Annotated in this window: 27 protein-coding genes; 5 read left to right on the top strand and 22 right to left on the bottom strand. The window is 46.3% G+C overall.

Annotated elements, in window-relative coordinates:
* Positions 1-57 precede the first annotated feature (57 nt).
* Positions 58-1479: an MFS transporter gene (locus B5M42_RS10210; protein ID WP_134752348.1), complete on the bottom strand. Its 1422-nt coding sequence runs from the start codon at positions 1477-1479 to the stop codon at positions 58-60.
* Between the two features lie 269 nt (positions 1480-1748).
* Between B5M42_RS10210 and B5M42_RS10205 the strand changes: the two genes are divergently transcribed.
* The gene (locus tag B5M42_RS10205; protein WP_134752346.1) at positions 1749-2636 is read left to right on the top strand and encodes a cupredoxin domain-containing protein; all 888 of its coding nucleotides are present in this window, start codon (positions 1749-1751) and stop codon (positions 2634-2636) included.
* A 199-nt stretch (positions 2637-2835) separates the two neighbouring features.
* Here B5M42_RS10205 and merA read toward each other — a convergent pair whose 3' ends face one another.
* The 3 genes from merA to merR form a co-directional block, all read right to left on the bottom strand.
* Complete coding sequence (gene merA / locus B5M42_RS10200; RefSeq protein ID WP_134752344.1) at positions 2836-4476, bottom strand: mercury(II) reductase; 1641 nt, start codon at positions 4474-4476, stop codon at positions 2836-2838.
* Between the two features lie 342 nt (positions 4477-4818).
* A complete protein-coding gene (locus B5M42_RS10195; protein WP_134752342.1) occupies positions 4819-5067 on the bottom strand; it encodes a hypothetical protein in 249 nt (82 codons plus the stop codon).
* On the bottom strand, positions 5064-5477 hold the full coding sequence (gene merR / locus B5M42_RS10190) for an Hg(II)-responsive transcriptional regulator (RefSeq protein WP_134752340.1): 414 nt from the start codon (positions 5475-5477) through the stop codon (positions 5064-5066). The genes B5M42_RS10195 and merR overlap by 4 nt, the downstream gene beginning before the upstream one ends.
* A gap of 226 nt (positions 5478-5703) precedes the next feature.
* Here merR and B5M42_RS25735 point away from each other — a divergent pair, with 226 nt between their 5' ends.
* A complete protein-coding gene (locus B5M42_RS25735; RefSeq protein ID WP_134752338.1) occupies positions 5704-5886 on the top strand; it encodes a DUF4158 domain-containing protein in 183 nt (60 codons plus the stop codon).
* 97 nt (positions 5887-5983) lie between these two features.
* Here B5M42_RS25735 and B5M42_RS10185 read toward each other — a convergent pair whose 3' ends face one another.
* From B5M42_RS10185 to B5M42_RS10150, 8 genes are all read right to left on the bottom strand, one after another.
* The gene (locus B5M42_RS10185; protein ID WP_134752336.1) at positions 5984-6331 is read right to left on the bottom strand and encodes a four-helix bundle copper-binding protein; all 348 of its coding nucleotides are present in this window, start codon (positions 6329-6331) and stop codon (positions 5984-5986) included.
* Between the two features lie 260 nt (positions 6332-6591).
* Positions 6592-7899, bottom strand: coding sequence for a cell wall-binding repeat-containing protein (locus tag B5M42_RS10180; RefSeq protein WP_230632832.1), 1308 nt, complete (start codon positions 7897-7899; stop codon positions 6592-6594).
* A 12-nt stretch (positions 7900-7911) separates the two neighbouring features.
* Positions 7912-8817 carry a F510_1955 family glycosylhydrolase gene (locus B5M42_RS10175; RefSeq protein ID WP_134752445.1) on the bottom strand — a complete coding sequence of 302 codons (906 nt, stop codon included), beginning with the start codon at positions 8815-8817 and terminating at the stop codon, positions 7912-7914.
* Between the two features lie 136 nt (positions 8818-8953).
* Positions 8954-10021, bottom strand: a complete 1068-nt coding sequence (locus B5M42_RS10170) for a sensor histidine kinase (RefSeq protein WP_134752334.1) — start codon at positions 10019-10021, stop codon at positions 8954-8956.
* Entirely contained in the window at positions 10018-10710 is a 693-nt protein-coding gene (locus B5M42_RS10165) for a response regulator transcription factor (RefSeq protein WP_134752332.1), read from the bottom strand. Before B5M42_RS10165 ends, B5M42_RS10170 begins: the two co-directional genes overlap by 4 nt.
* 105 nt (positions 10711-10815) lie before the next feature.
* Positions 10816-11460, bottom strand: a complete 645-nt coding sequence (locus B5M42_RS10160; RefSeq protein ID WP_134752330.1) for a TVP38/TMEM64 family protein — start codon at positions 11458-11460, stop codon at positions 10816-10818.
* A 7-nt stretch (positions 11461-11467) separates the two neighbouring features.
* The gene (lgt, locus tag B5M42_RS10155) at positions 11468-12250 is read right to left on the bottom strand and encodes a prolipoprotein diacylglyceryl transferase (RefSeq protein ID WP_134752328.1); all 783 of its coding nucleotides are present in this window, start codon (positions 12248-12250) and stop codon (positions 11468-11470) included.
* A 172-nt stretch (positions 12251-12422) separates the two neighbouring features.
* Positions 12423-12821, bottom strand: coding sequence for a DUF1259 domain-containing protein (locus tag B5M42_RS10150; RefSeq protein ID WP_134752326.1), 399 nt, complete (start codon positions 12819-12821; stop codon positions 12423-12425).
* 164 nt (positions 12822-12985) lie between these two features.
* Here B5M42_RS10150 and B5M42_RS10145 point away from each other — a divergent pair, with 164 nt between their 5' ends.
* A complete protein-coding gene (locus B5M42_RS10145) occupies positions 12986-14611 on the top strand; it encodes a multicopper oxidase family protein (RefSeq protein WP_134752324.1) in 1626 nt (541 codons plus the stop codon).
* A gap of 199 nt (positions 14612-14810) precedes the next feature.
* The gene (locus tag B5M42_RS10140) at positions 14811-15821 is read left to right on the top strand and encodes a cation diffusion facilitator family transporter (protein WP_134752322.1); all 1011 of its coding nucleotides are present in this window, start codon (positions 14811-14813) and stop codon (positions 15819-15821) included.
* Between the two features lie 130 nt (positions 15822-15951).
* Here the strand turns inward: B5M42_RS10140 and B5M42_RS10135 are convergent, their stop codons facing one another.
* The 3 genes from B5M42_RS10135 to B5M42_RS10125 all read right to left on the bottom strand — a co-directional run bounded on the left by B5M42_RS10135 (position 15952) and on the right by B5M42_RS10125 (position 17543).
* On the bottom strand, positions 15952-16296 hold the full coding sequence (locus tag B5M42_RS10135; RefSeq protein ID WP_230632831.1) for a bacterioferritin-associated ferredoxin: 345 nt from the start codon (positions 16294-16296) through the stop codon (positions 15952-15954).
* A gap of 170 nt (positions 16297-16466) precedes the next feature.
* Entirely contained in the window at positions 16467-16700 is a 234-nt protein-coding gene (locus B5M42_RS25505) for a hypothetical protein (RefSeq protein WP_329959285.1), read from the bottom strand.
* A 42-nt stretch (positions 16701-16742) separates the two neighbouring features.
* Positions 16743-17543 (bottom strand): arsenite methyltransferase, encoded by an 801-nt coding sequence (locus B5M42_RS10125; protein WP_134752320.1) that lies wholly within the window; start codon positions 17541-17543, stop codon positions 16743-16745.
* 230 nt (positions 17544-17773) lie between these two features.
* Here B5M42_RS10125 and B5M42_RS10120 point away from each other — a divergent pair, with 230 nt between their 5' ends.
* The gene (locus tag B5M42_RS10120) at positions 17774-19252 is read left to right on the top strand and encodes a transposase (RefSeq protein ID WP_134752318.1); all 1479 of its coding nucleotides are present in this window, start codon (positions 17774-17776) and stop codon (positions 19250-19252) included.
* A gap of 375 nt (positions 19253-19627) precedes the next feature.
* Here B5M42_RS10120 and B5M42_RS10115 read toward each other — a convergent pair whose 3' ends face one another.
* The 7 genes from B5M42_RS10115 to B5M42_RS10085 form a co-directional block, all read right to left on the bottom strand.
* A complete protein-coding gene (locus B5M42_RS10115) occupies positions 19628-20683 on the bottom strand; it encodes a flavin-containing monooxygenase (RefSeq protein WP_134752316.1) in 1056 nt (351 codons plus the stop codon).
* Positions 20684-20734: 51 nt separating this feature from the next.
* Entirely contained in the window at positions 20735-21184 is a 450-nt protein-coding gene (locus tag B5M42_RS10110; RefSeq protein ID WP_134752314.1) for a MarR family winged helix-turn-helix transcriptional regulator, read from the bottom strand.
* Between the two features lie 101 nt (positions 21185-21285).
* Entirely contained in the window at positions 21286-21729 is a 444-nt protein-coding gene (locus tag B5M42_RS10105) for a protein-tyrosine phosphatase family protein (RefSeq protein ID WP_134752312.1), read from the bottom strand.
* 3 nt (positions 21730-21732) lie between these two features.
* On the bottom strand, positions 21733-22203 hold the full coding sequence (locus tag B5M42_RS10100; protein ID WP_134752441.1) for an ArsI/CadI family heavy metal resistance metalloenzyme: 471 nt from the start codon (positions 22201-22203) through the stop codon (positions 21733-21735).
* Between the two features lie 10 nt (positions 22204-22213).
* A complete protein-coding gene (gene arsC / locus B5M42_RS10095) occupies positions 22214-22639 on the bottom strand; it encodes an arsenate reductase (thioredoxin) (RefSeq protein WP_134752310.1) in 426 nt (141 codons plus the stop codon).
* Positions 22640-22668: 29 nt separating this feature from the next.
* Positions 22669-24081 (bottom strand): arsenic transporter, encoded by a 1413-nt coding sequence (locus tag B5M42_RS10090; protein ID WP_134752308.1) that lies wholly within the window; start codon positions 24079-24081, stop codon positions 22669-22671.
* Between the two features lie 15 nt (positions 24082-24096).
* Positions 24097-24420, bottom strand: a complete 324-nt coding sequence (locus B5M42_RS10085) for an ArsR/SmtB family transcription factor (RefSeq protein ID WP_134752306.1) — start codon at positions 24418-24420, stop codon at positions 24097-24099.
* Positions 24421-24433 lie beyond the last annotated feature (13 nt).

The following is a 24433-nucleotide window of genomic DNA, read 5'->3' as shown; positions in this document are numbered from 1 at the left end:
CCAAGCATTCGTTTGGCCGGAGACCTCTCGTAATCACATTGCTGCCGGACCGTTTGATTACCCTTGTTTTGGCGAACGAATAAAGAGAAATGCTAAAACAGCTCCTGCAAAGGCCACGATGCTGGACCAAAAAAATGCTTGATGAAATCCAACATTCAGAGCTATTAATGAATCAACTCCTGTTTGGGAAGCTGTTGCTCCTGCAGCGATAGCCACCATAATGGCTAAACTAATTGCCGAGCCTATCTGGTAACTGGTATTCGCCAGGCCAGATGCTAAGCCTGCCTCTTCCGGTTTCACCCCTGACATAGCTGCCATAGTTGCCGGGATATAGGCAAGAGACATACCCAACGCCCCTAATAACGATGGCGGGAGGACGTTCGCAACGAAAGTACCGTCTACCGGTGTATTTCCGGAAAACAACAACATGGATACTCCAAGAGCGATCAAACCGATCACTAAATTGGCTTTCATTCCGAACTTCCCAATCAATTTCCCTGTAATGAACATCATGAAAATCGCAATCAGTATCGTCATCGGAAGCAAAGCAACCCCACCGGCGAAGGCGGTAAATTTCAAAACCTGCTGCATGTAAAGGTTGAGGAAATACCAAAGCGGGATCCATCCTCCAGACAGCATGATGAGCGCGATATTCCCGGCAGCCAGGTTTGGCGCTCTAAATATTCGAAGCGGTACCAGAGGTTCTTTTTTAACAGCCTGAATGATGAGAAAGAGAATGAAAAGTACGGCTCCCGAAATGATGGTCCATAGAGTGGACGGCGATCTCCATCCATTATGTTCTGCTGTTACAATGCCGTATACAATCAAAACCAAAGCAGCTGTGACAAACATGGAGCCAACGACATCAATGCTCCCTTTTCTGCGCAGCCCTTTCGACAACAGGGTCGGGGCTAATAATAAGGCTAGAATACCGACTGGAACATTGATTAGAAACGTCCACTTCCAACTCAGCCATTCGGTAATCACTCCTCCAAGAAACACGCCAGCAGACCCTCCTGCCGCTGCGGAAGCGCCCCAGAAGCCAAGAGCCTTGCCTAGTTCCTTTGGGTTTCCGCTAAACAGCATCATGACAATCGTTAATGCAGACGGTGCAATTAGAGCGGAACCGAATCCTTGCAATGCGCGGCCAACGTTAAGCGCCACATCACTCCATGCCAATCCTGCAAGCAAGGAGGCTAAGGTTAGGATAGAGAAACCCCACATGAAGATGTTTCGTTGACCGAAAAGGTCGGATAATCGGCCACCGAGCAACAGCAAACCGCCAAAGAAAATGACATATGCGTTAAATACCCACTGCAAGCTTTCCTGCGTATATCCAAGTGCTTCTTTAATAGCCGGTAATGCTACCCCAATAATCGAGGTATCCATAATCACCATAAAATTTGCAAGGCAAAGCAAGGCAAGTGCTTTCCAACGCTTAGGATCGGCTTGCGATAAAGCCTGTGGTTGCGTAGACATGTTTATACCTCCGTTCTAATCTAAAATGTCCGAAGGGTTCACCTAAGCACTCGCGACGGCCGTCTTAAAAAATCAGTGTGTAGGGGAGCCATATTTTTCCGGATCACAGATTCATTATAGTATAGCCCCCTACCCTATTGTCAATATGGTTCTTTATTTATTCGACTTAAGAGTCCGGTACTTGGCAGCATTCTTTCATTTTATCCCCTATGACATAAATTCTTAGGTCAAGCCATATGGATCTAACATAGGGTAAGGGGGAATAGTACATGAGCGAAATTGTGCTAAGCATTTTATTCGGTATTCTCACAGTATGGGTAACTCGATTTATTTTTGCCTTTCGAAAACAATTGACTTGTATGGTCGGCATGATGGCGGCCATGGCAATGGGAATGTCTGTTGGATTATCAATGGGAACGATTCTTACACTTTGGTTGCCGGGACAATTTTTTCAGTCGACCGTTATCAGCATGTTAATTGGAGGAGCAGTTGGGGCTTTAATCGGGGGGCCAATTAGTGTAATGGCTGTAATGGACGGATTGTTATCCGGAATTATGGGGGGCATGATGGGAACCATGCTCATGGTGATGATGCCTTCACCGTACACGTTGATCGCGGTAAAGGTCATTTCCATGCTCTTCAGCGGGGTTATTTTTATCCTCTTTATCATGCTGCTATCGGAAATCAAACCAGAACTTTTAAAGCAAAGATCGTTTTTATTCTCAACGCCAATTTCGATGTTTTTGGTGATTGGTCTTGTTCTTGCTTTCACTCAGATTAGCCCTCTTCAAGATTTCACCCGATTTTCAGACGATCAGCACCATATTCAATTGAGTCATGATCATGACCATTCCTCCCAGCCCGAGGCTAACTTAAGCACAGACATGGAATTACTTGTACAGGCGAAGGAGTATTCATTTAATCCCGGTTCCATACATATCCGTTTAGGTCAAAAAGTCAAAATAACCCTGGATAATACCGGACAAATTGAGCATGACTTTGAAATTGTTGGAACCAATATTCACATCCACTCTGCACCAGGCAAAAAGAACAGTCTGGTCGTTAGCTTTGATAAAGCTGGCTATTATCAGGTCATTTGTACGTTGCCAGGACATAAAGAAGCTGGAATGACAGCTTCTATTCAGGTTTCAAAGTAATTTTCGGGAATAGAAAATCACCCTCTTGTGTAGTATCATCGAAGCTGACATAGCCCGCAAAGTAGATGTAATTAAATATAAGTTATTAAAGCGGTAAATATCGCAAAGAAAAAACCAGTCAAAACACAAAACTAGTGTTTGACTGGTTTCATTCCTTTTGTTATGACCTAGATGAGGCTGTTTTCAAATAGCTCATTTTTTATCCAGCACAACAGGATAATTTAGATACATCTTTATTGAACGTAAGAGCTGCCAGTCTTAATCCCTCAGCCATAGTTAAATATGGCGCTAAGCTGTCGCGTAGATCCTCGACCGTTAAACCAAATTTAACGGCAAATGTCGCGGCGTAAATCACATCTCCGGCATTTTCAGCGGCAATATGAACACCGAGCACCTTTAACGATTTAGAATCAGCCACTAACTTAAATACACCAGTTGTTTCGCGATTGACAAGTGCTCTAGGCACAGAATCCAAAGGCAAAACAGATGTTTTCACTTCATACCCCTCGGCTTTGGCTTGTTCTTCCGTAAGTCCTACGGTAGCAACGGAAGGATAAGTGAACGTAACGCTCGGAACAGCTTCAAGATTTACTTTTTTCTCTAACTCGCCAATGGCATTATCTGCCGCGATCCTTCCTTCATACGCAGCCACATACACAAATTGCGGACCCATCGTGACATCGCCTGCAGCAAAAATTCTTGGGTTTGAAGTTTTTAAAAAATCATCAACCACGATTTCGCCTTTAGCGCCTACATTTACGTTTGCGGCAGAAAGATTCAAATCTTCGGTATTTGGCTTTCTGCCGGTTGCAATTAGAAGTTGCTCGGCTTCAATCAATTTCTTTTCGCCATTTACGGTAATGTGAACTTGTTTCAAGTGCCCATTTGCTTCAATCCGGTCATATATGATGCCGGTAATAAGAGTTATTCCTTGTTCGGTGATTGCTTTTGTCATCGCTTCGGAAATTTCAAGGTCATATTCTTTTAAAATGCGGGAACTTCTTTGAAGTAGCGTAACTTCAGAGCCTAGTTGATGAAACAACTGACCTAATTCTAGTGCAATATATCCGGAGCCAATGACGGCAAGCGTTTTAGGCAATCGGTTTAGTTCAAGTAGGGATGTGCTTGTTAAATATTCTACATCTTTTAATCCTGGAATATCCGGAATGTAGGGTGATGCACCTGTTGCGATTAAAAATCGCTTTGCGGTAAGCTTTCGCGCACCCACTTCGATGGTTTTTTCATCAATGAATTTCGCTTCGCCGCGAATGAGTTCAAATCCGTATTCACCAATTAACTGTTCATACTTTTGTTCACGCATGTTGGCTACAAGTTCATTTTTTTCTTCAATCAATTTTGCTAAATCCACAATTCCAGCCGATGTAGCAAGTCCTAAGAAAGGGTTGCTTTTGGCTAAATGATTGATTTCCCCTGCACGAAGCAGAGTTTTGGATGGCACACAGCCAATGTTTACGCAGGTTCCGCCAACCGTGCCTCGCTCGATGATCGCGACTTTTGCACCATGTTCAACCGCTTGAATCGCGGCGGCAAACGCTGCCCCACCGGATCCGATGATGATAAAATCATAGTCGCCTTCACCCCCAAGAACGGGAGCATTATGAGACTCGATTATTTCCGCATTTCCGGATTGATATTTTGCTTCGTTGATCGCTTTTTGTGCCGTTTTGATATCAACGCCATCGGGCAATTCAAACGTGGCTTCATTGCGGCGAAAACTCGCTTTAATATTAACAGCTCCAATGTTTACAAGTGCCGTTGCAACGTGTTCTTCACACCCACTGCAAGTCATTCCTTGTACGTTTATGCGGTATTTTCCCATTTTTATCCTCCATTGATTCCAAACCCAAATTGTTAATTGATGATTGAATTTATTTTATTCAATGTCTACATGACTAACACCGACTATCTTTGAAATCAAATCTACAACATCGGAAGGCGGGCAGCAATCAAGCCCTGTCACCGTAAAGGTTTCTGAACGGTTAGGTACACTAAAACTGCACTTGCATTTGTAGTTTGCACAGCTACTGCTGATTTTCATTAATACCGCATGCCGTACTTAATAATAAATCTGACAATACCATCATCATTCCCCCATCCCTCTCACATAAAACACCCTTTCTTAAAATAGCTCTCTTTCAGCCAACTCAAAAAAGAACCATGGCTAGCGCCTTGGAACCGAGCAGCAATCATGTTCTGCATCGTTTTTTTCTTGTTTATTCAATTTTCTGAAGATCATCAAAATGGAAATCGCAAAAACGATCCCCAAAATCAAACTGATCGTTGTTTGATGGGTAGCAAAATAAGCACCAAACGTCGTACCAGCAATCAGAGGGAGAATTAAAACAAGATGGCAAGGACAGGAAACCAAAGCTAAAAAGCCCCATCCGATTTTTTTTGCATTTTCTTTCATTGGACCTCCTCCTCGTTGTCAATTAACGCTTCGATGATTGGGCATTCATGGATTGCCTTTTCATCCGGACAGCGATCTTTTAAATCTTTAAGCACACATTCGATTCGCACGAGGTTTCTAATTTTCAACCTAACATCTTCAAGCTTTTGAATAACAAAATCGTGCATATCCGCACATCTCACACTATCTTTATCAACGACGCCAAGCAATTTATCAATTTCAGATAACGTAAAACCAAGCTCTTGAATACTTTTAATGAACATGATCCGTTTTACCGTTTCTTTCGGATAAAGCCTATAGCCCGCATCCGATCTTACGGGTTCCGGAATCAGACCCTTTCGTTCATAGTATCTTAGCGTTTCTTTATTAACATTACAGAATTTTGATATGTCTCCGGAACGATAACTCATGGTTCACCTCCCCGTTTTAAGTGTAAACCATGTACTACGGTACACAGTCAAGATAATTTTTATTTATTCCCTTAAAGTGCCGAATTTAGTTTTATTCTTACCAGTAGGAACTTTTCTCAGAGGGGGATCATGTGAAGCGTAATTGGGAGCTGAACGAATGAATTGAGCATTTTACGTTTCTTCCTAACGAAATGCAGCAAGTCGGAAAAAATAGGGAGAAACTGGGTTGGGGGTTGCCATACTGTTTAAGTTTTTCCAATACAAAGCGCGGTTCCTCTCACATAAATTCGAAGTGCCCAAAGCGGTTATTCAATACATAGCGAAGAAGATCGAAACACTAGCTGAGCAGTATGCACAACGTCCTTATTCCGCAAAAACTATAGGGACTCTTGTTAGTTTATTGATATAACTCAAAACGGATTGGTCAACAAATGGGATGGTTGCCGCAGCAACCATCCCATTTGTTGATAAAAATTTGACAGGGGTGAATAATCCACCCTCATTGCTTACCCAGCCATCCTTCTACATTCGTCGGAGCATTTTCGGCATTCGTCAGCACAAGCTTTGCAATGCGCATCTTGGAACTTGGCGCACTCAGTTGCACAGGCTTCGCAGATGGTTGCACACAATTGACAAATTTGTTTGGCATACATGCTTCCGCGAGACATCCATTGCGAAGCTGATGCACAGATGTTCGCACAGTCACGAAGCATATTGATGCAGTGAATTCTGGCTTGCACATCGGGCTCTTTCAAGCAAGAAATCAAACATTCTTCACATGCCTGCATACATCTGTTGCACGCGTCAATACAAGTTTGAAACTGAGTGACGGACGAATCCACGGTAGCTGTCATAAACGTTCCTCCGTTTTTGTAATTTACCCCTTTATTATTTCCCCGCGTAATGATTTTGTATGTATCGTCAGTTCCAAATCATTAAAATGACAAACACGGGAATCATTTGTACAATACAAAAACCAGTCAAAACACACTTATTCGTGTGTATGACTGGTTTTAGGGATTGGACAATCTGAAACGAAAGCATCGTCGTTACCTTGTTCATTAAAAGCTTGGCTTATGACGTTTCTTCAACCTTACAGGAGTAGGCCCCTTAATTAATGCTTCATCCCCGGCATACTGCCCATTTCATGCCCGCCGCCTCCACCTGTGTCTGGTTGAGTTCCTGCGTTCGTATTGCTGCCTCCGTGCCCTCCATGGCCTTCTCCGGACTCGGACACGATTTCCAGCATCGAATCGATCTCACCTTGCGCCGCGGCGGACAGAACGTCCTCACTTCCCGTTAACCAAGCATGATTGTAAGGCCCTTCGGTCGGCTCCTTTTTATACTTCGGTTCGACGGACATCACATAGGACATGACCGCATCTGGCAGCTTGTCTTTGTCCGTCCAAAGGAGCGGCGCATGTTTGCCCAGATGTGAGAATGGAGCTGCTGCAAGCGCCAAAGCCGCAGAATTTTTATTGATGAACGAAAAATTGTGGCCCGGCGTTGTAATTCCCCATCCGAATCCTGTCGCCGAATCTTTGTATTTTGCAAAGGCAACCGAATTCGAATACGGGTCGTTACCCGAAATACGAACCACTTTCCCGTATAGGCCCAGTTGTTCCTGTACTTTCGTTGATATGACCGTTTCGGGGCCAAGAATATAAATGTTGGCTTTGCCGCCTCGCGTCTTCAAAGCATCAATCGTTTCTTGGGGTACCTCATCTTTCTTAACGTAGAGCAGCGGTTCCGGCATATGGGCGATCCAATTTACGGCCGGCATCGTGTATTCTTCGCTGTCCATTGAACCTACGATCACCGAAGGAGGATTTTCTTTTGAGACGGCGGCATAATAAGCATCGACAGCTTTGGCTACAGCCGCCGGATTCCCTCCTGAGATTCTATCCGTCTTGTAACCGAGCACTTTCACCTGTTCCTCTACCTTTGGATCAAGATCTCCGACCAATATAACCTGAGTTCCCTTGTTCATGTCGACACCCATCGGTTTCAGTCGCTTCAATTCGTTAAGCGTTACATCCGGTACGCCATCCTTATTCACAAACAGCACCGGTCCATTGTTGGGATGATGAATCAAATCTGCGCTAACCAAGGCAATTTGCCAATCTTTCGGGTTCGCAAGAATGACGCCCCCGGGCCGATTCGCATCACTGGTTGCCATCCACAATGTTTTCGAAACCAGCACCGCCGCTTCTACTGGGTCGCTTGTGTTGATGCGCGTCGTGTTTTTTGAGGCGATCCAGGGCATCGATACCGGATTGCTCGAACTTTGGGTTGCACCGTTTTGTTGCTGGCCCATGTTGTTCATATCGTGTGTGGCGGAAGTGTTTGATTTATTAAAGCATCCAGTTAGGGCCACAGCCGTAATCACGGAAACCAATCCGACTTTCCATCCTGTTTTCATCAAAAAACCTCCCTATTTTTTATTGATCATGTTGCCTTTATCTGCAATTTGCGTCCACGTTGCGCCGCTATCTGTGGAGAGATAGACATCCTTTTGTTCCGTTGCTATAGCCAACTCGTTTGGATTTGCCGGATTCTGGGCAACATACGTGATCTCATCCTTGGTCGGCAATTTGAGCGTTACCGAAACTGTACTCTCCGTATTGATTTTGACCAGCGAAGCATCTGGACCGGTACCGGCAACCCACACATCGCCGGAGTTCATGAACGTTATGGCCGAAATTGGACGCCCTGAAACCAAAGCCGTAAACGTTTGACCGTGATCCTTCGACAAATAGGCCCCCGCTGTTGTGCCGATAGCGACAATCGATTCCTTGTCAGGATGCACGGCGATCGTCGTCATCTGCCCCTGAAGACCAGCTGCAGGACTGCTTGTCCAGGTTTTCCCTTCATCCTTGCTGTAGAAAAGCCCCGCCTGGTTCATCTTTGAGTTGGGTTGTGGATTTACCACATACAGTATATGCGAACGATAACCAGCAGCCATACCGTGTAAATCAACTTCTCCTTCAAGAGTGAGAACGGCAATGGTTTTCCCATCATCTGTACTCTTCACAAGCCCCAAAGGATTTTTATACTTCGAACCTGGTGCCGGATGGCCGCTGCTGTAAAATCCGTTATCCACAGCAGAGAAACCCATATAGTCGTGCTTCTCTCCCGGAGCATCACTCCAAGCGCCATTTGCATATACTTTTAACCCACTGTGAACCGGGATCATTAGGCGCTTTCCGTCTGCGGAATAACCAAGGCCATGCAAGTGCATAAAGGTTGTGTTCGTATTGGAGTTCGGCCCTTCCGCCGTTTTAATTGAGCATGCAGCCATCCCAATGAATAGCACAACCGCTAGTGAAAGCATTGTCATTTTTTTCAAAGAACATCCCCCTATTTCTTTAAAAAGGGACCTCAATCAAGTGTCCCACATTTATTTCCAAATCATTCATTTGGAATACATACGCTAACAGTGTAAACAATACTTTTGAAGATCCTATGTAGAACATCTATTTTCCTTTTGGAATACGAATCGTAAACGTCGTACCTTGCCAACTTTCTACAGAAATATCCCCGCCATGTGCTGCAACCAATTCCTTAACAATGGTTAATCCGAGACCGCTGCCGCCGGTCCGTCGATTGCGAGACTTATCTGCCCGGTAAAATCGCTCGAACACATAAGGTAAGTCCTCTTGCGGTATTCCCGTCCCCGTGTCATGAACCTGGATAAGCACATGGTCCCTCTCCTCGCTTCCCTTTACTCGCACCTCTCCCCGTTCGGGGGTGAATTTCAGAGCGTTACTAAGCAGATTCACAAGAACTTGAATCATGCGATCCTGATCAACATTAACCCGGATGTGAGGGCTGGCGTTGCCCGATAGACGTACGTTTTTTTCACGATAAGCAGCAGTGACTAGTTGCACTCCTCTTTCTATGATCGCCGCGAGCGATTCTTCTTTTCTCACCAACTGAAAACCGGGTGATTCCACGTAGGTCAGGTCTTCCAGTTCAGCCACGAGCTGCGCTAATCGCTCGATTTCTTCGTAGCACGAATGGATACGTTCCGGTGTAGGCTCCCAAATCCCGTCTTCCAAAGCACGCATATGGCTTTTGAGCGTAGCTAAAGGGGTTCGCAGCTCATGAGCAATGTCTTCCGTCATCGTCATGCGTAGCTGCTCATGCTGTTGAAGTTGACTCGCCAGTGTATTTAGAGATGCGCCCAAATCTGCAAGCTCATCTTTGCCGCGGATTACCACACGCGAGTTCCACTCCCCTCCCGTCATACGTTCCGCAACGTGAGTCATATGCACGAGGGGAGCCGAAATCCGCCTGGCCACATAAAACCCGAGAAAAATCGCAAGCAAAATTGAAATCAAGCTCGTCCATACAATCGTTTGCATGAGCGCCTGTTCTAAATGGTAATCCAGCGCCGGAAATTCATGACTCATACCCGCCTGTGCTTGATACATAGAGAAGTGATAGTGTGTTGTCATAATAAGACTGACGGTTGAGATCAAGACAATGCCGACAGCAATTCCTATAATGATCAGTGCCAAACGGGTGTGCAGCCGGTTCATGCTGTTCCTCCTGCAAAACGGTAGCCGGTTCCGTACACCGTCACAATATATTTGGGGGACTTGGGATCGCGTTCTATTTTTTGCCGTATGTTTTTCACATGCTGATCGATCGTACGACTATCGCCTTCAAAATCATAACCAAGCACTCGTTCCACGAGCTCTTCCCGGGAAAAAATGCGCTGCGGATATTTCGCTATGATAAGCAGCAGCTTGTATTCATTCGGTGTCAAGCTTACGAGTTCACCGCTGCAGTGCACCTGCTGCTTCAATGAATCGATCGTGAGTTCGCCCTGATTAAAGGCAAGGCGATCGGCAAGTAAATAATGATCGTCCGTACGCCGTAAGATGGCCCGCACCCGTGCTACTACTTCGCGCGGATCAAACGGCTTAATTAAGTAATCGTCGGCTCCCACGGATAACCCCTTGATCCGGTTGTTTTCCGAAACCTTGGCGGTAAGCATTAGAATCGGAACCGAATGGATTTGACGAATAGTTTGGCAGACCTGTTCCCCCTCCATATCCGGAAGCATGAGATCGAGAATGACAAAATCAACCGCTTCGTTTTGTACGATTCGAATCGCATCAGCGCCGGTTTCGGCTTCTAAAGTCTGAAAGCCTTCTTTTTTCAGGTACGACACGACAACTTCTCGAATTTTGGACTCGTCATCAACAACTAATATGGTTTTCATAACGCCCCTCCAGAAAAACAGTTTAACCGTTCCACAACTTTATAGTGCTTACCCAAAATAATAAAAGGGCGGACCGCTACTATCCAGTCTCCCCTTAGCAATCGTTTATTCTTCCGAATCCGGCTTCGAAAGTTTCGTCATGTACAGCCAGCGATAGCCTGCATAAACGGTCATTAGGAAAAGCGCATAAATAATCAGCGGCCAGATCATACCGGAAACGCTCGAAAACAGCAGTTTGTCTCCCAGGATGGCAAATAGAACCATCACCGGGAATTTCCCCATTACCGTAGCAAGGAAGAAGCTGCCGAAGCTCATATGGCTGATCGCGGCGGCTATATTGATAACTGGAGCCGGGACAAAAGGAAGAAGCCGGGCCGTTATCACTGCGAGGAACGCATTACGCTCTAAAAATAAGATGAAATGCTCAATCCGTTTGAACTTCGTTACGAACTGCCGCCCCTGTTTCTGAAACAACACCCGAACGGCAAGGAATTGGAGAGCGGCGGCTGTTGCAGAAGTGGCAACATTAATCAGCGTACCCCAAACGGGTCCGTATTGAGCCCCCATGATCCCGGCTACAATCCCAAAAGGGACGGCGGGTACTGCGGCTAGCAAAATCGCAGCTCCGATCATCCAGGGAAGACGTTCCATATCGCTATGTGCCAGCCACATAAGCATTGGTTGTTTGTAAGTAATGATAGCTGCAATTCCAGCCACATAAAGTAGAAGGATTATCCCTTTTTTTATCATACTCTTATTATATACAGGTACTTCGAGTATTTTTAGAGGAAAGATAGTTCCGCAGGATAAATACAAGGGAAATGAGTATGACACCAATACTTGTCCACTGCGCGGCAGTAAGATGGAATAAATATCTAGGCGTATCCCCCCGAAGCATTTCCAACATGAAGCGCCCCAGCGAGTACAGGATGTTATAGGACAGGAAAATAAAGCCGCGGGGCCAAGATCGGTTTTTAAGTGCAAGCAGAATCCCAAATACAACGAAGTCCCATTGGCCTTCCCACACTTCCGCAGGCCACAATGGTTGGGAACCGTAAGTGTCATAGGCAATCGTGCCCGGTGGATAGACAAGCCCAAAACTCGAACCCGTTGGCGATCCAAAGGCATCCCCATTTAAAAGACAAGCGATTCTACCTACTCCTTGCCCAAAAATAATCGCCGGTGCCACGATATCTGCAAATTCCCAGAAATTAATTTTTTTACTCCAGCAATAAATAAGACCGGCTGTAAATCCCCCTACGAGCCCTCCTTGAATGGATAAACCGCCCTTCCAAATCGCGAACGATTCGAGAAGATGCTGTGAATAATATCCTCCCTCAAAGAAGACGACCTCCCATAAACGAGCTCCCACAATTGCTCCCAAGATAACATAAAAAACGACATCCCAAAGATGCTTACGGTATTCCGTTCCCTTAGCCAAATAGAGGGCTACCCCAAGCGAGAGGAGGATGGCGAAAGCAATGATCGTACCATATGCCCTTACAGGAAAATCCCCAATCATAAATAAGACAACCCTCATTTCAAAGCCCCCCTGCCATGCTGTTCGATTAAGGATATCCTTAACTTGTGAAGATTCCGTGTAGAGAATCTGCGGTAAATGGACAAGGTTCCTTTTAGAAAAAGGAAGACCAGGTCCTTATAAGAGAAAGGAACCTGGTTTTCATAATGCCTTCGATGGTTGAAAAACTTATTTATTTCAGTACTCTGTAAGCTTCCGCTACTTTTCTTGCGAAGGAAAGCGGCTCCTCAACAGAAGCATAGTGTGCATAAATAAGATGGGGATTGTCCATTAACCAATGGTTATGCAAAGCAGACAGTATAATCCCGTTCTTTTGCAAATGCCAATTAAATGGATAAACTTCATCTTGGAGAAGTGCTGTTTCCCCCAAGTTTAATGTCCTTCCCTGAGAATCCATTGATTCAAATGACCACATGGAATGGAGAGCAAGTCCGGAATGGCTCGGTCTTCCCAATATGCTGACTTTAATATGTGAACGATCTCTATTCACCATACATACACCATGCTCTACTTTCTGCTCCCCGCCAAGAATATGTGCAAACTGCTGGCATAGTGCGCTTATATCCTGCATTCAAAGTTCCCCTTATACAATTTTTATCAGCTTATGCCTACTGAACGGATGATGTGCACGAAAGAATCGGACAATATCCCTTCGTATTCTTCTTCAAAAGTTCTACATAAGTACCGACTATGATTGATCTATCGGATGTTCAAATACAGAAAGGGATGAAAGCAATGAAGACTGGTTGGAAGCTCAAAAGTATGATTATAGTCGGGGGTTTATCCATTATATTGGCTGGCTGTACCGGTTCAAATGGAATGGATCACTCGAAAATGAATATGGAAGGGACAAAAGAATCTCCGAAGGCGTCAGATGCTCAAACAGAAAAGACAACTGTTTTAACGGGCAAAGAAATTAATTTGACTGCATCTGCAAGCAATCAGGAAATCGCCCCTGGAAAAACTTTGCCGGTATGGACATTCAACAATTCTGTTCCTGGCCCGCAAATTCGGGTAAAACAAGGTGAAACGATAAAAGTCAACTTGAAGAACCAGCTGCAGGAGCCAGTTACAATTCATTGGCACGGTGTTCCTGTACCAAACGCTATGGACGGCATTCCAGGTGTAACGCAAAACGCGGTTCAGCCGGGCCAGTCGTTTACGTACGAGTTTAAAGCAGATGTCCCTGGCACATACTGGTACCACTCACATCAGGATAGCGTAAATCAGTTGGATCGCGGATTGTATGGGTCCTTTATCGTCGAGCCAAAAGAAGGCACCCGCGTTGATCGTGATTATACGCTTGTCCTCGATGAATGGATGAGCTCCGGGGAAATGTCCGGCATGAATATGTCCGGAGGCAACATGTCGGAAATGGATCATAGCAAAATGAATATGGGCAACTCTGATAGCAAAGACAATAAATCCGATATGAATATTTCCGCTGGGAATATGTCCGGCATGGATCATAGTACGATGAATATGGGACACGATATGAGTATGTACGATCTGTATACCATAAATGGAAAATCCGGTTCGTTAGTGGATCATCTCCCTGTCAAGCAAGGAGATAAAGTTAGAATTCGTTTGATAAATGCGGGCTATCTGTCTCATCAAATTCATTTGCACGGACATGAATTCAAAGTTATTGCTACCGACGGGCAGCCTATAAACAATCCAGGTATCCTGAAAGATAATGTCGTAAGCATCGCTCCAGGAGAGCGTTACGATATTGAATTTGTTGCCAACAATCCAGGCCAATGGTTGATCGAAGACCACGGCGACAAAGCTGCTGTTAAAGGGATGAAAGCCACGATAACTTATGAAGGGGCTCCTGTCGGTTCAGACAAGGCGAATGAAACGGAGAAGCTGACGGCTGTAGACATGAGCCGTTACGGCCAAGCAAGCACAGCCAACTTTACATTAGGTCAGAAGTATACGTTGGAATACACGATGAATTTGAACACGGAAATGAAAAAAGGCGAAATGGTCTATACGATAAACGGAAAAACATTTCCGGAAACCGAACCGATAAACGTTAAAGAAGGAGATACCGTCAAGGTTCGCCTCGTCAATAACTCAAAGACTGACGACCATCCGATGCACCTGCACGGTCACTTCTTTCAACTACTAAGCAAGAACGGAAAACCTCTTGAAGGATCTCCAGTCATCAAGGATACGTTGAATTTGAAGCCGGGTGAAGAATATGTTGTCGCATTCAAGGCAAATAATGAAGGGAACTGGATGTTCCACTGTCATGATTTGCATCACGCTTCTGCTGGTATGGTTACAGAATTAAAATATACAGATTATAAAACTAACTTTGTTGCAGATCCGAACGCTGGAAATAAGCCGGAATAATATGAAAAGGTGGCCCGCTCAACAATTTAACGAAACTAACTTCATTTGCCGGTACCCGATACAGAAAATTGTCCAAATTGCAAAACGTCTGTACCAAAAGCGCAGCTTTTTGCCCAAGCTGCGGTTATAAACTGAAAGCTATTTAGGCGCATACATTGCGCCTTTCTTTCGTAATTTTTCAGCACCAGGAGGAAGTTAGATGAAAGTACGAAAAAATGATGGGCTGTCTACTCATAATTCTCATGAACACAGTCAACAGCATCATGACCATACCTCCGACCATCATGGGCATAAGCATTCTCACGGGGGTGGACACGTCCATGTTGCTCAAGACAAACTGAAGAAAGCGATTTTCTTGGGATCCATCGTGTTGGCGGCTGAAGTGATCGGTGGCATTTGGGCAAACAGCTTGGCATTGCTAAGCGATGCGGGGCATATGCTGACCGATGTCGCAGCGCTTATTGTGGCGTGGCTGGCTATCCGAATGTCGACGAAAGAACCGCATGGCAAAATGACATTCGGATACCATCGAATCACCATACTCGCTGCGCTTTTAAACGCGTTGACACTAATCGGAATTGCATTCTTTATCGGAGGAGAAGCTTATCAACGGATTCTGAACCCAGTACCGGTTGAGGGACTGGTGTTATTTATCACTGCGACAGTTGGGGTTGTCGTGAATCTATATATCGGACTCGGCATGAGGGACCAAGCCAACAATGTAAACATTCGAAGTGCGATGCTTCACGTTTTGGGCGACGCGGCGGCGTCGGCTGGTGTCATTGTAGCTGGTATTATCATGTATTTCACGAAATGGTACATACTCGACCCAATCTTGAGCATACTGATTGCAGTATTGGTTGCTTTTGGAGCATGGCGCGTTATCAAAGAAACCTATGTGGTTTTAATGGAGGGAACGCCTGTTGGAATTCAATTTGAAGATGTCGAAAAGACAATTCGCTCTGTTTCAGGCGTGAAAAATATTCACGATTTACATATATGGAGTTTGACGTCAAACAGAAATGCGATGAGCGGTCACATCCGCGTTGACGGAAATTTATCTGTGAAGGAAGCTCAGACTATTATAAGAGAAATTGAGAACGTTCTTGCCCAAAAATTTCAAATTGGTCATGCTACCATTCAAGTGGAAGACAACGAACATCTCCACGATAAGGAAATGTTCGGTATTGATCGAAACTGGGTTCACTAAGGAACGGAACCTTGAATAATCGATTTGTACTGCCTAAAAACAAAATAAGTGCCGATGACCCATCAGTGTAGGAAAAACCTGCTTATTTAGGCTCTTTTCGTAAGCATTGTTACTAAAAGCTGACAAGAGACTAACACTTGTCGAGATTTCGAATGAACGTGTTAACGTTACCCAAACTACAGGCTCCTTGTGGGTTATGTACTTCAAAACCACAGCGGTTCGCTTGCACTTGTTCACGAATATGTTCAGTTGGACTTTGATTTACTTGAACCGCTTGCAATAAGCGTTCTCTCATCCATCCAAAACAGTAGCAAACAGGCACATCCAATGAATCGTATTTCTGAAACACCGAAACTTTCAGTGTATCTTTGCCATAGGTCTGCAAATCGCTAAAATAGATCACACAAGATGAATTGGAACAAAATGCGTATGACGATTCTGGATGAATGGTTTCTAACGCTGTAGATCGTAGCAATGCTTTGAGTGTTATCAGTTGAACGCTTTTGCCCTTTTGATGACAAACAGGGCATTGGCAAGCGATACTTGCTTTTCAATGGACGTTTGGCAACAATTATCCATTTTTTTATCACTCCTAGCACCAGAGCATTACAGGAGTAGATGCAGGTATATGGCCTCGCCGCAAACTTAAAAGGAGTTCGGGTCCCGCCCCATACATTCCGACATACGATGGCGAAGTTTTACATTTTGAATGGCGGCGATCCTTTTACCCTCCGGCGTATTTTTGGTCACGCTACACTCGATATGCTTGACTATTATGTTGAACTCTTCAGCAGTGATATCAAGCAGCAGCATAAAAAATTCAGCCCGGTCGAAAATATGAAGCGCATATTTAGCGACTGCAGGAGCGGAAGTCAGCACACTCCACTCCTTATTAGGGAGTGCAGCTCGGCCCGTCATGGCTCAAGGCTTGATGGCACGTATCGCGGCGGACACCAGGTATTGTTCGACATTTGCGCCAGGAATCCAATCCTTGATGAACGTCCGGGATTCGTCTTTAGGTTCGATCTCAATTTGGGTAAAACCGCTTTGTGCAAGCATGGCCTCCAGTTCGCCGATGGAAGAAGCTCCTGAAATGCACCCTGAATAGATACGGTCGATATCCTGCTTGATTTCATCCGGAAAATCGGCTGTTGCCACGACATCCGATATGGCCAGTCTGCCGCCGTTACGCAGCACACGGAACGCCTCGTCAAAAACCTGCTGCTTCGATGGGGACAGATTAATGACACAGTTTGAAATAATTACGTCAACCGAATGGTCCTGAACCGGCAGATGCTCGATCTCGCCCAGCCGAAATTCCGTATTGGTAAATCCGCTTTTACTGGCATTTTCACGGGCGCGGCTGACCATTTCCGGTGTCATATCTACACCAATGACGCGGCCGGAAGCGCCCACCTGACGGGAGGCAAGAAAGCAATCAAACCCGCCGCCGCTGCCCAGGTCCAGCACGACTTCTCCCGGTTGCAAAGCGGCAATCGCTTGCGGATTGCCACAGCCGAGGCCCAGATTCGCCCCATCCGGAACGGCTGTTAATTCTTCTGACGAGTAGCCCATTTTAGCGGAAACATCCGCGGCCGAACCACAGCAGTCATTGGCTGGCGTTGGCGTACAACAGGACCCTGCCCCTACGTCCTGTAAGGCGATTTCTTTATACCGATTCCGAACGTTTTGACGAATTTGATCATTACTCACTTGATTCATGAAAGATCACTCCTTAGTTTTTTATAGCCTCTCGGTATTTGCCGAGGCAGATAATACAAGGCTTTAGGACCTTGGGTTATTTTCATTTCACTCCATTTCAATAGTCGAAAAACTGGAAAATATTTTTACCCGAACTGTCGAAATTACTTGACTTTTTCAAAACGCCCCAATAATCGGCAAGAAGGGATATTCCATTTTATCCCTATCTTCTGAGTCCGGGGGTGCTCCTCGTGTTTCCCCAAGTACGCACTCATTCCCAGTATCAACATTTTGTGGTGCATCAGCTTCGCCTGCATTATCCTCGCGGTTTCCTGCCTTTCATCGCCAAGGATCTGCCGTTATTGCTGAAATTTTGGCTTACCGACTTATCCGGTACCGCCGCGCTGCTTCAACATACCTTTCATGTAAAAGGTCCCATTCCTCACGATCCGGCTAATCTGCTACGCTCTTACCTGCTTATGCTTCAGATGAAGGAAGTGTCAGTGACTCGTTGGGTTGCAGGACTCCATCGCTGCGATTTCTTCGCGATCCTCAGCGGCTTCGAACCCGGTCATATTCCGGGTGTCGGTACGTTTTACGATTTCTTTCGCCGCCTATGGAGCTCCCCCAAAGCCCATCTAACTGGTCGTATGAAACCTGCTCTCTCAAAGCCCCCGAAGGGCAAGAAGGGAGAGAAGGCGCCGACAACTTCAACCGGTAAGGTAGAACGTCTCGCTGCGCGCATCGCCAAGTATCCGTTATCTAGGGTGACATCCCCGTGTGACACTTTGTTTGCGCTCTTTCGCGAACAATTTTTAATGATCTCGGCCTCCCTTGGTCTGCTTGGTGACGTCCAAAACCTTTCGATTGCCGCTGACGGTACACCGCTGCGAACTTCCGCTTTCCCTCGAAGCAAACGGTTGTGCGATTGCCGGGAAAAGGGCTTCCCTTCCTGCTCGTGCAAACGTCTCTACACGCAACCGGATTGTGATGTTGGCTGGGACAGCTCCCGCGAATGTTACTTTCACGGCTACCACTTGTACATGCTGACCGCCGCCGACAGCAAGCATGACCTTCCTCTCTACCCGCGCCTTCATCGTGCTTCCAGGCACGACTCCATCTCCATTCTGGTCAGCAGCGGAGAGTTTAGCAGTCGCTTCCCTGGGTGGGCCTGGAAGAAGGTGCTTCTTGACGCTGCGCACGACGCGATGCCGATTTACCGGCACTTTCTGGACAAGCAAGTCGAGCCGTTCATCGACCTTAACAAACGCAAGGCGGGGATCCTCAAATACAAAGATGACATCTCCCTTTCACCGCACGGAATCCCGATTTGTAAAAAGGGACTTGAAATGAAAAGCGATGGATTCGATTACGCTCGTCGCCGCCGGAAATACCGCTGTCCGTTAGTCAAGAACCGCGTACTCACTTGTGATACTCCTTGCTCGAATGCTTCCTGCGGGCGCACCATCTACCTGTACGCCAAGGACAATCCCCGCTTGTTTCCACCCGTCGCTCGGGGGAGCGAAGAGTGGAAACGCATCTACAGCCGACGCACCACCGTCGAGCGATGCAACAAACGGGAGAAAGTGGACTATATGCTAGAAGCCGCCAAACACCGTAGCACCCGTATGTGGACCATACGCCTTTACGGCATTATGATGTGCCAGCATATGGATGCATGGGCGGAAGAGAGAACGCTCGACCTACAATCGATTCTCTTCGCAGCCTAAAGCCAATTTTTAAAAAAACCTTCATGCTACGCTTATTCGCTGTGCCCTTTTTTGTAAATCCCATTGAAATCCAGTTCCGCGAAGGAGATTTTCCAGTCTTCACACACAGATTCGCGGTAAAGTCACCAGCTACTCCGAGAGTCTATTTTTTATACAATCAACAGCAGCTCTCAGCGCAGCAAGCCGTTGGTGTTGCACGAATGATTGGCCGTCGGTTAAAGAATCGGACCGATTGCTTTCGCATAGCGTCTGACCATTTCCACGCTTCTCTAGCCGATCGTTCGATTTCCCTTTGGCGTTGTTTCATAAGCATTTCCGCAGCAAACCAATTGAGGTTCAAGTCGGTCCCATCCTTTTATCAAAAAATGTAAGCATTCAGTGTTTAAGATGATGCAAAAGCTTTCTAACAACAAACTGCGCGTCCGGCCCCACCCCCCTTAAGGTAGCAGAAGCAAAGGAACGCAGCCCTTCCAGCCCCACATAATAAAGCCCCGGAACGTCGCTTATGCCTGCTTGATGTAACGGCCTTCCTTCCGCATCCAACGCGCCAATCGCTTGAAGGTAGGGAAGATGCGGCCGGTAGCCTGTCGCAAAGATCACAGTATCCACCAGCTCTTTTGTCCCGTTCGGCCAAATGACGCCATCCTCATAAAAGGATGTGAACATCGGTTGTTGATCCGGTTTTCCTTCTGCTACTTTTTCTTTGTACCCACCCGAATCGTTCACCGCACTTGAACTCGGCGCAGTTTTCCCGAACCGCCAAAATGGAAAGGCGTCAAATCCAATCAGTTTGATCCAAAAATGCACATCCTGACCCAACAGCCTTGATTTCATGAATTGGACCGGCCGGAGTACCGCTAAAGACGTCTTGCTCACCTCGGCCAGCTCAACACCGATCTGTACGGCAGAATTGCCACGCCCGACCACCACTACGCGTTGATTGCGAAATGGCTCCGGATTCCGGTATTCGGAGGAATGAAGTGTGCGGCCTTGAAACGCCTCCTGCCCCGGCACAACTGGCGTATAGGGATTGTGAAATGAGCCGGTCGCATTAATAATGGTGCGCGCCCGAAACGTATCCCCTACCTTCGTACGGACCGTAAACCCTTCTCCATCCCTTTCGACCGATGCTACGCGCTGATTGGTCCGAACCGGCAATTGAAATTTTGCTCGATAATCCTGTAGATAACGAATGACTTCATCACGCTTGGGATAGCTATTCGGATCGCCGGGGAACTTCATGCCTGGCATCGACGAGAAACGTGCTGGAGAGAACAGTTTGAGACTATCGTAATAACGCGGCCACGAGCCGCCCGCCTCTTCGCCCGCGTCCAAAGTCAGAAATCGAAGTCCTTTCTTCTGAAGATGATAGCCGGATGCAAGACCCGCCTGCCCCCCTCCAATGATAATCGTATCAAGTACCTCATTCATACCCAATACCCTCCAATTTATTTGCAAATTGCAAGTATAAGAGAAAAGAAATCACCCGATGGGGGTGGAACAGCATAGGCTGGATTTTGACATCGCTTCATTCAAAAGCTTAATGGAGCGAATGACCGTTTCTTTTTCAAAATCGTTCATGTGAGAGAAAACTTCAGCTAAATAAGCGTTCATTTGCTGGTCAATCGTCGTGGCCACGTACTTCCCTTCTGTCGTGAGCGAAAGCACATACACCCTGCGATCGTCCGGATCGGGCGATTTTTTGACCAAATTCATTTTGATTAACGATTGGATTTGTCGGCTAAAGGTCGTAATATCTGTCCCTAACGCCTCGGCTACCTGTTGAATGGACGGTTGATGCTGACGATCGATCTCGTAAAGAATATGGCTTTGCACTAAGGTAATATCGCAGCCACCGGCGGAGCAGCAATTTTTATTGAGAAACCCAAAACGGCGTGTCATGATCTGAAATAGTTCGCGAACATCTTCCACTGTGATTCACCTCATGACTTAGTTATACATTAATAATTTGCAATTTGCAAGTATTTTTACACCAAAAGAAAAACCACTCGATTGAGTGGCTTCTTGCGAGCTTATTTGCCGGGATATAATTTGTTCAGAGATTCTCTTTGTGAAGGCTTAATATCTATGATTTTGCGAATGCTCTTTGCCTTGGCCTCGGCTTCGTCAAGCGTATCGCTTAATCCCAAGGCAAGCAAGGTGCCCGCGGCTACCGTACCGGTCCGTCCCTTTCCTCCGCCACAATGAAAAGCAATTTTCTTGTTTTGGTGATACGCTTCGGTGACGGCCTGGATCGCTTGCTCGAAGGCTTTCTCTTGCGGCATAGCGGCATGATCCGCTAACGGAATTTGAATCCATTTCGCACTCGCCGCTGGATAGGCGCATTCCGTCGCTTCACCGCGAAGATCCACGATCACGTCGATCCCTTCATTTTTCACCATCGATTCCACATCAGTTGCCGCGCCCATGAAAATTTTATTCGGAATCAAAGCATGGTAGGTTTTTTCAGACGCCATGGACTATACTCCTTTTTTAAACGATCCAAACTCAATCGGAATCAGGGCCGCTGGCGGTGCGCAGCACAGAGACAAATCCCTGGCTTCACCGGCGGATTCGAATTCGGAATTTTCTATTGTGTAGAAAATCTCCCAGGCGTTGCCGTCCGGATCATATACCCAAACTTTATCCTGCAACGCATAGCAGCATGTGGTATTCATCTCATCAATCAGCAGCAGTCCGCTTTGACGAAGCCTTTCCCCCATGGCCAGCACTTCTTCCGTATTATTCACTTGGAATCCTAAGTGGTTCAGAACACCCTTTTGTTCGAAGGGACGTACATTGAGCGAAAAATGAAGCGCCGGTTCTTCTAACTCAAATTTGGCGTAATTATCTTTAACCTTACTCGGTTCTGCCCCAAAAAAAGCGCGATAGAAATCTAAAGACTTGTTCAGCTCCGTACAGTTTAAAGCAACATGCATTCGTTTAATCATCGTCGCCACCTCATTTCCCTTCTTTGACGAATTGTTCAATCCTGCTTTTAATCGAATCACGAACGGTGCGGAACTGGTTCATGATTTCTTCTTCCGTTCCGGTTGCTTTTGCCGGATCATCAAAACCCCAATGCCATTTCGTTACGTTCTTGTTGGAGATCACAGGGCAATGCTCGTCGGCGTGGCCGCATAAGGTAATGACATAGTCGGCGCGATTCAAAATGTCCGTATCGATCACATCGGAGGTGTTTTTGCTAATATCTACGCCAGCTTCTTGCATGACTTGCACCGCACGCGGATTCAGTCCGTGTGCTTCAAGACCTGCGCTCTTGACTTCATATTTGTCGCTGCCTAGCGCGTTTAAAAAACCGTCCGCGATTTGGCTTCTGCAAGAATTTCCGGTGCACAAAAAATAAATTAACGGTTTTTTCTCCATGGTGAACAATCTCCTTTAATTTCAATTCGTTAATCACCTTGATGAACTCTTTTCGTTTGTTTACTTCCCATAAAAGACTTCATGATCATTGCAACTACCACCAGGACGACCACAATCACCGCAATACATAGCCATACATTCACCTGTAGCGTCTGGAGAACATAAAGCCATACATAAAGACCGGTGAGCGTTATGAACAACGTGGGAATGGTTAACAAGATGCCGACTTTAAAATAATAGCCCCATCTAATTTTCACGTTTTTCGTGGATAGTACATGCAGCCAAAGCAGCGTGGCCAGGGAGCCGATTGGCGTAATTTTCGGTCCTAAGTCAGAGCCGATCACATTCGCATAGATCAGCGCCTCACGAATGAAGCCATCGGTTTGTGTGCCTTGAATGGCCAGCGCATCAATCATGACCGTGGGCATGTTGTTCATAATGGACGACAGGATGGCTGCAATAAAGCCCATACCTACGGTAGCCACAAATAACCCTTTGTCTGCGACCGCTTGAATCAAGCTGCCTAGTGCATCCGTAAGTCCGGCATTACGCAAGCCATAAACGACCACATACATGCCGATAGAGAAGATCACGACAGCCCAGGGAGCGCCCTTTACCAGTTTCCAGGTATGAATCGCAGGGCTTTTTCTCGCCGCGAACAAAAAGGCAATCGCGGCAACCCCGGCAATAATGGAAACAGGGATCAAGAATAATTCGCTGATAAAATACGCAACGAGCAGCGCGGCTAAGATGACCCAAGATAACTTGAACAGCCGCATATCTTTAATGGCTTCCTTCGGCCTTTTTAGCTGCGTGAGATTGTAATTGTTTGGGATGCTTTTCCGGAAATACAGATACAGCACAATGAGGCTCGCAATGACGGAAAAGAAATTCGGAACAATCATGCGGCTTGCGTATTCCGCAAAACCGATATTGAAATAATCCGCAGATACGATGTTAACCAAGTTGCTGACGACAAGCGGCAAGGAAGCCGTATCCGCAATGAACCCACTGGCCATAATAAACGGCAGGATCATCTTTTCATCAAACTTAAGTGCCCGGACCATGGCGAGCACAATCGGGGTAATAATCAAGGCCCCGCCATCATTGGCAAACAAGGCGGCAACCGCCGATCCCAGCAGGATGATAAATACAAACATGAGCAGGCCGTTTCCGCGTGCCAGCCGCGCCATATGCAATGCAGCCCACTCAAAAAAACCGATTTCATCCAACACCAATGAGATTAAAATAATGGCCACAAACGCCAAGGTGGCGTTCCACACGATGTCAGTTACGGTGCCGACGTCCGCGAAGCTGACCACGCCAAATAGCAAGGCAAGGATCGCTCCGGCACTTGCCGACCAGCCGATATTTAATCCTTTCGGTTGCCAAATGACAAAAAGCAACGTTATCAAGAAAATCAAAATCGCTACATAAACCATATGCGTCCTCCTGAACTACGTACAGCAATCATTGGTTTCGCAAACGGCAGGCTCAATCAGCGCCGCTTGCGAAGGAACTTCCTTTAAAATATCCAAAATATAAGGCTTGTCTTCCAGGCAGAGCGAATAATACACCCATTGCCCCCTGCGCGACTCTTTGACCAAGCCCCCGTCCCGAAGTTTGCGCATGTGCTGACTGATATTGGGCTGGCTTGTTTTCAAAATGTCCACGATCTCGCACACGCACAGTTCCTTCTCCTGCAACAAGGCTACGATAGTGAGCCTGTTCCGGTCCCCCAATAGCTTCAAGGCATCCGCTACTTCTTCTAGTTTGCTCAACTGCTTCACTCCT

Source organism: Paenibacillus athensensis (assembly GCF_004514475.2).
GTDB classification, from domain to species: domain Bacteria; phylum Bacillota; class Bacilli; order Paenibacillales; family NBRC-103111; genus Paenibacillus_AL; species Paenibacillus_AL athensensis.
This window is presented reverse-complemented; position numbering and strand designations above follow the sequence as displayed.

Excerpts from the sequence above, each read along its gene's own strand:
- B5M42_RS10210 (WP_134752348.1), bottom strand. The coding sequence starts at position 1,479 with ATGTCTACGCAACCACAGGCTTTATCGCAAGCCGATCCTAAGCGTTGG.
- B5M42_RS10205 (WP_134752346.1), top strand. The coding sequence starts at position 1,749 with ATGAGCGAAATTGTGCTAAGCATTTTATTCGGTATTCTCACAGTATGG.
- merA (WP_134752344.1), bottom strand. The coding sequence starts at position 4,476 with ATGGGAAAATACCGCATAAACGTACAAGGAATGACTTGCAGTGGGTGT.
- B5M42_RS10195 (WP_134752342.1), bottom strand. The coding sequence starts at position 5,067 with ATGAAAGAAAATGCAAAAAAAATCGGATGGGGCTTTTTAGCTTTGGTT.
- merR (WP_134752340.1), bottom strand. The coding sequence starts at position 5,477 with ATGAGTTATCGTTCCGGAGACATATCAAAATTCTGTAATGTTAATAAA.
- B5M42_RS10185 (WP_134752336.1), bottom strand. The coding sequence starts at position 6,331 with ATGACAGCTACCGTGGATTCGTCCGTCACTCAGTTTCAAACTTGTATT.
- B5M42_RS10180 (WP_230632832.1), bottom strand. The coding sequence starts at position 7,899 with ATGAAAACAGGATGGAAAGTCGGATTGGTTTCCGTGATTACGGCTGTG.
- B5M42_RS10175 (WP_134752445.1), bottom strand. The coding sequence starts at position 8,817 with ATGACAATGCTTTCACTAGCGGTTGTGCTATTCATTGGGATGGCTGCA.
- B5M42_RS10170 (WP_134752334.1), bottom strand. The coding sequence starts at position 10,021 with ATGAACCGGCTGCACACCCGTTTGGCACTGATCATTATAGGAATTGCT.
- B5M42_RS10165 (WP_134752332.1), bottom strand. The coding sequence starts at position 10,710 with ATGAAAACCATATTAGTTGTTGATGACGAGTCCAAAATTCGAGAAGTT.
- B5M42_RS10160 (WP_134752330.1), bottom strand. The coding sequence starts at position 11,460 with ATGATAAAAAAAGGGATAATCCTTCTACTTTATGTGGCTGGAATTGCA.
- lgt (WP_134752328.1), bottom strand. The coding sequence starts at position 12,250 with ATGAGGGTTGTCTTATTTATGATTGGGGATTTTCCTGTAAGGGCATAT.
- B5M42_RS10150 (WP_134752326.1), bottom strand. The coding sequence starts at position 12,821 with ATGCAGGATATAAGCGCACTATGCCAGCAGTTTGCACATATTCTTGGC.
- B5M42_RS10145 (WP_134752324.1), top strand. The coding sequence starts at position 12,986 with ATGAAGACTGGTTGGAAGCTCAAAAGTATGATTATAGTCGGGGGTTTA.
- B5M42_RS10140 (WP_134752322.1), top strand. The coding sequence starts at position 14,811 with ATGAAAGTACGAAAAAATGATGGGCTGTCTACTCATAATTCTCATGAA.
- B5M42_RS10125 (WP_134752320.1), bottom strand. The coding sequence starts at position 17,543 with ATGAATCAAGTGAGTAATGATCAAATTCGTCAAAACGTTCGGAATCGG.
- B5M42_RS10115 (WP_134752316.1), bottom strand. The coding sequence starts at position 20,683 with ATGAATGAGGTACTTGATACGATTATCATTGGAGGGGGGCAGGCGGGT.
- B5M42_RS10105 (WP_134752312.1), bottom strand. The coding sequence starts at position 21,729 with ATGGCGTCTGAAAAAACCTACCATGCTTTGATTCCGAATAAAATTTTC.
- B5M42_RS10100 (WP_134752441.1), bottom strand. The coding sequence starts at position 22,203 with ATGATTAAACGAATGCATGTTGCTTTAAACTGTACGGAGCTGAACAAG.
- arsC (WP_134752310.1), bottom strand. The coding sequence starts at position 22,639 with ATGGAGAAAAAACCGTTAATTTATTTTTTGTGCACCGGAAATTCTTGC.
- B5M42_RS10090 (WP_134752308.1), bottom strand. The coding sequence starts at position 24,081 with ATGGTTTATGTAGCGATTTTGATTTTCTTGATAACGTTGCTTTTTGTC.